Annotated in this window: 1 protein-coding gene; it reads left to right on the forward strand. The window is 52.4% G+C overall.

Features of this window, described 5'->3' with window-relative positions:
- Positions 1-158 precede the first annotated feature (158 nt).
- Positions 159-359 (forward strand): hypothetical protein (locus ON23_RS40065; RefSeq protein WP_218001120.1); only part of this gene is annotated, 201 nt, incomplete at its 3' end.

The following is a 359-nucleotide window of genomic DNA, read 5'->3' on the forward strand; positions in this document are numbered from 1 at the left end:
TCCCTTTGCATGCATCCTTCTCCAGACCATCGCAGGGTGATGCTGTGACTGGAGTCTTGTAGTACTTGCAAGGGTAGATATCTGCTGGAAGCCCGTCGACTTGGTTTGCCGAAAAGCACATCGACTCGCCCCACTTGCTGCGGCAGAAGGTGCAAGCTTTGACAATTCGACAGGCGTCCTGCTTCATTTTCCCACAAGCGCGTATTCGGTCATTTTCCGAGGGCTGCGCAGTCCCTAAACATAGTACAGACAGCAGCAGCGCTGCACACAAAGATTTCGGAAACATCGTCGACCAGCAATTTGCTCCTGAAGCGACGGCACTCTATTTCTCCTTCCATCAGCAGGATCGCAGGAGAAAA

The sequence above is a fragment of the Nocardia cerradoensis NBRC 101014 genome (assembly GCF_000308535.1).
GTDB lineage: Bacteria > Actinomycetota > Actinomycetes > Mycobacteriales > Mycobacteriaceae > Nocardia > Nocardia cerradoensis.